We start from the raw sequence: 4,878 nt of genomic DNA, 5'->3' as shown, positions 1-4,878 counted from the left end.
TGATGTTCCAGCGGGCGTTGGCGGTGAACCGGATCGACTGCCGCTTGTCCTTGCGGGACTTGAAGCGGGGCGGGCCGATCTTGGGCCCCTTGCGATCGCCCTTGAGGGAGGCGAAGAAGTTGCGGTAAGCGGTCTCGACGTCGCGCAGGGACTGCTGGAGCACCACCGCGGAGACCTCGCCCAGCCAGGACCGCTCCACCGTCTGCTTCGCCTCGGTAATCAGCCTCTTCGACAGCTCTGCGGCCTTGGGGAACGGCTGCTCGGCCTTGCGGGCGTCTTCACGGGCGCGGACCGCGTCGTTGAACACGACACGGGCGCACCCGAACGCCCTCGCCAACGCCCTCTGCTGGCCGGTGTCCGGGTACAACCTGAAGGAGTACCGGAGCTGCATGACGATCACGATAGATACTTGGGTTACGGGTGACATGCAGGAGATCAGAACTGGTCGTCACTGTGCTTTCGTGATGCACGTCCACTTGGTCTTCGTTACCAGGTTCCGGCACAAGGTGTTCACCGATGCCCACTTGAGGCGTATGGAAGAGATCATGCGGTCGGTGTGTACGGACTTCGAATGCGAGCTGGTGGAGTTCAACGGCGAGAACAACCACGTCCACCTGCTGGTCAACTTCCCGCCCACTGCTGGAGGGCCAGCAAGCTGTGGTCCGGCTCCTACTTCGCCGGAACCGTCGGCGGCGCCCCGCTCAGCGTGGTCAGGCAGTACATCGAACAGCAGAACCGGCCGGTGCGAGCACCGCCCGGCTCCGTCGGGACCAGCCCGCGCGACGCTCCGCACCACAGGCGAAGAACTGCGGTGTCCGGCTCCGCCGGACCTGAATCCGCGACGCTCCGCGTCGCCACCACCAGATTCGCCTCACCACCGGCCTGAAGACCGATGCACCGCGAATGAATTCCGGTAGCTGGCCCGTCGGGCGGGCTTCGCCGCCGCCAACCCGCTGGGGTCGCCCGCTACGCCTCGACGGTGGAGACGCTGGCGACGGGATGGTCGTACCGCACCCTGTGGCAGGGCGCCTCCTCCGGACCGCCCGTCGGCGACCTCAGCACGTTCCACGGCGCCCTCGAGTCGTGGCCCTCGCCAACGGCTGACACGGGGAGGAACAGACACGGCGAAGGCCCGGACCTCCCTCACGAGAACCCGGGCCTTCCCTCATCCGATGGCGCCCGTCACGCCGCCACCGGAACCTCCGGCGCGGCCCCGTTCGTCGCCGGGGACAGCGCCAGCTCCAGGACCTGGCGGACGTCCGTGACGGCGTGGACGTCGAGCTTGTCCAGGACCTCGGCCGGGACGTCGTCCAGGTCGGGCTCGTTGCGCTTCGGGATGACGACGGTGGTCACCCCTGCCCGGTGCGCGGCGAGCAGCTTCTGCTTCACGCCGCCGATCGGGAGGACCCGGCCGGTCAGCGAGACCTCGCCGGTCATCGCCACGTCCGTGCGGACCAGACGGCCCGACAGCAGCGACGCCAGTGCCGTCGTCATCGTGACGCCCGCGCTCGGGCCGTCCTTCGGGACCGCGCCCGCCGGGAAGTGGATGTGCACGCCCCGGTCCTTCAGGTCGGCCACGGGGAGTTCCAGCTCCGCCCCGTGCGAGCGGAGGAAGCTGAGCGCGATCTGCGCCGACTCCTTCATGACGTCGCCCAGTTGGCCCGTCAGGGTCAGGCCCGCCGCGCCCGTCTCCGGGTCGGCCAGCGACGCCTCGACGAACAGGACGTCACCGCCCGCTCCCGTGACGGCGAGGCCCGTCGCCACGCCCGGCACGGCGGTGCGGCGCTCCGCCGGGTCCTGTGCGGACTCGGGCACGTGGTGCGGCCGTCCGATCAGGCCGCGCAGGTCCTCGTCCCGGACGGTGAACGGCAGCTTCCGCTCGCCCAGTTCGTGCTGGGCCGCGACCTTGCGCAGCAGCCGTGCGATGGACCGCTCCAGGTTGCGGACGCCCGCCTCGCGCGTGTACTCGCCGGCGAGCTTGCGCAGCGCGCTCTCGTCGAGGGTGACCTCGGCCGTCTCCAGCCCCGCCCGCTCCAGCTGGCGCGGCAGCAGGTGGTCACGCGCGATGACGATCTTCTCGTCCTCGGTGTAGCCGTCGAGGCGGACCAGCTCCATACGGTCGAGCAGCGCCTCCGGGATGGCCTCCAGCACGTTGGCCGTGGCCAGGAAGACGACGTCCGACAGGTCCAGCTCCACCTCCAGGTAGTGGTCCCGGAAGGTGTGGTTCTGCGCCGGGTCCAGGACCTCCAGGAGGGCGGCCGCCGGGTCGCCCCGGAAGTCGGACCCCACCTTGTCGATCTCGTCGAGGAGCACCACCGGGTTCATGGACCCGGCCTCCTTGATGGCGCGGACGATCCGGCCTGGCAGCGCGCCGACGTACGTACGCCGGTGACCGCGGATCTCGGCCTCGTCGCGGACACCACCGAGGGCGACCCGGACGAACTTCCGCCCCATGGCGTGCGCGACGGACTCGCCGAGCGAGGTCTTGCCGACACCGGGCGGCCCGACGAGCGCCAGCACGGCACCTCCACGCCGCCCGCCGATGACACCCAGCCCGCGGTCGGTACGGCGCTTGCGCACCGCCAGGTACTCGGTGATCCGCTCCTTCACGTCCTCCAGACCGGCGTGCTCGGCGTCCAGGATCGTCTTGGCGCCCTGGATGTCGTACTGGTCCTCGGTCCGCTCGTTCCACGGCAGTTCGAGGACGGTGTCGAGCCAGGTGCGGATCCACGAGCCCTCAGGCGACTGGTCGCTGGACCGCTCCAGCTTGTCGACCTCCTTGAGGGCGGCCTCGCGGACCTTCTCGGGCAGGTCGGCGGCCTCGACGCGGGCACGGTAGTCGTCGGACTCCTCGCCCTCCGACTCGCCGTTGAGCTCGCGCAGTTCCTTGCGTACGGCTTCCAGCTGGCGGCGGAGCAGGAACTCGCGCTGCTGCTTGTCGACGCCCTCCTGGACGTCCTTGGCGATGGTCTCGGCGACGTCCTGTTCGGCGAGGTGGTCGCGCAGTTGCTGGGTGGCGAGCTTGAGCCGGGCGACCGGGTCGGCGGTCTCCAGGAGCTCCACCTTCTGGTCGGTGGTCAGGAAGGGCGAGTAACCGGAGTTGTCGGCAAGGGCGGACACGTCGTCGATGGCCTGGACCCGGTCGACCACCTGCCAGGCGCCGCGCTTGCGCAGCCAGGCCGTGGCAAGGGCCTTGTACTCCTTGACCAGTTCGGTGACCTGGCCGGGCAGCGGCTCGGGCACGCTCTCGTCGACACGGGTGCCCTCGACCCAGAGGGCGGCACCCGGGCCCGTGGTCCCCGCACCGATCTTCACCCTGCTCCGGCCGCGGATCAACGCGCCCGGGTCACCGTCGGCCAGCCGGCCGACCTGCTCGATCGTGCCGAGCACGCCGGTGCTCGCGTACGTCCCGTCCATGCGTGGCACCAGCAGAACCCTGGGCTTGCCGGGTTCCGAGCGCGCGGCGGCCTGGGCGGCCTCCACCGCGGCGCGCACATCGGCGTCATTGAGGTCCAGCGGAACCACCATCCCGGGCAGCACGACCTCGTCGTCGAGCGGCAGCACAGGCAGAGTGAGCGGTGTGGACGTCGAAGCCATGATCTCCCCTTCGGCAGTCAAGTTGAGCTATGCCGACTCAATGCTCGGGAGCCCCCGGATGTTCCCCGGGTTGCGTTCGCTGTGAGCGATCACGCTCCGACTGCCCTCTGACCAGGCATGTCCCTCCCACACCCTCGGACAACGCTCAACCTCTGCTGGACCTTCCCGGCACTCGGTGGCCGACCCGGGCGTCCTGCCGCGTCGCCGCGAAGGCCGGGTTCGCCCTGGAGGGCACCTGCACGCGCGCGCAGAACCAAGGCCGGTTGGGAAAAACCGGTTGCCCTCGCCCGCCTCCTCCCCCGACCGTCATCCGGTGACAGAGACAGCCACCACCGACCCCCTTCTCGCCGCCTACGACGACCAGATGCGCGGTGCTCCCCCGAATCCGCCCGCGGGAGTGACGTACGAACACGACGGGCCGCTGCTGCGGATCGTCGGGCAGTTCCGAGGATTCGTCGGCGGGCCGCGCGACCTCGGCGTGGAGGGCGACGGGCTGGATGAACTGATCGCGCGTCAGCGGGACTTCTTCGCGGCGCGCGGTGAGGCGGTGGAGTGGAAGACCCGGGCGCACGACGTCCCGGCCGACCTCACCGACCGGCTGCGGGCGGCCGGGTTCGTGCCCGAGGAGCAGGAGACGGTAGTGGTCGGACGCGTCGCCGAGATGGCCGTACGAGATCCGGTCCTGCCGGACGGTGTCGCGCTGCGCCGGGTGACGGCGGACGCGGACATGCGGCGGATCGCGGCCATGGAGTCGGTCGTGTGGGACGACGACTGGAACTGGCTCGCCGAGGACCTGATCGGCCGGGTGGCCGCCGCGCCGGACGGGATCGCCGTGTACGTCGCCGAGGCGGGCGGGGAGGTCGTCTGTGCCGCCTGGCTGGTCTTCCGCGCGGGCACCGGGTTCGCGAGCCTGTGGGGCGGCTCCACGCTCGCCGAGTGGCGCGGCAGGGGCATCTACCGGGCCCTGGTGGCCGAGCGGGCCCGGCTCGCCGCCGCCCGGGGCGTCACGTACCTGCACGTCGACGCCTCCGACGACAGCGCGCCCATCCTGCGCCGCCTGGGCTTCCAGGCGGTCACCACGACCACGCCGTACGTCTGGACGCCACCCGCCGGCTGACCGGCCCGCCCAGACCGACACAGCACCGCAAGCCCGACGCCATGCCCCCGCACCAGCGCTCGCACGGGAGTTGGCCGCGGCCGGGCGGTCCTAGGGGGTGTTTCGAAAGTCCCGCACAGCACCCACGGCGCCCGGCACGCACTCTCGCCGCACCGGCCGAAAGC

3 protein-coding genes and 1 pseudogene are annotated in these 4,878 nt (G+C 70.9%); 2 read left to right on the top strand and 2 right to left on the bottom strand.

All coding sequences use genetic code 11. The annotated features are described in order from the left end of the window. Nucleotides 1-391 (bottom strand): RNA-guided endonuclease InsQ/TnpB family protein (locus AC5P09_RS51185; RefSeq protein WP_493880507.1); only part of this gene is annotated, 391 nt, incomplete at its 3' end. Between AC5P09_RS51185 and tnpA the strand changes: the two are divergent. Further along, nucleotides 390-742, top strand: a pseudogene (tnpA, locus tag AC5P09_RS51180) (IS200/IS605 family transposase); the annotation flags it as partial. The gene AC5P09_RS51185 and the pseudogene tnpA sit on opposite strands and share 2 nt — an antisense overlap. A 440-nt stretch (nt 743-1,182) precedes the next feature. On the opposite strand, the gene lon reads toward tnpA, so the two are convergent. After that, the gene (gene lon, locus AC5P09_RS51175; protein WP_493880506.1) at nt 1,183-3,597 is read right to left on the bottom strand and encodes an endopeptidase La; all 2,415 of its coding nucleotides are present in this window, start codon (nt 3,595-3,597) and stop codon (nt 1,183-1,185) included. 364 nt (nt 3,598-3,961) lie between these two features. Between lon and AC5P09_RS51170 the strand changes: the two genes are divergently transcribed. Beyond that, a complete protein-coding gene (locus tag AC5P09_RS51170; protein WP_493880508.1) occupies nt 3,962-4,714 on the top strand; it encodes a GNAT family N-acetyltransferase in 753 nt (250 codons plus the stop codon). Nucleotides 4,715-4,878: the final 164 nt, after the last annotated feature.

The organism is Streptomyces sp. a15 (genome assembly GCF_059026085.1).
The sequence above is the reverse complement of the archived record's forward strand: the minus strand, read 5'-3'. Positions and strand labels throughout refer to the sequence as shown.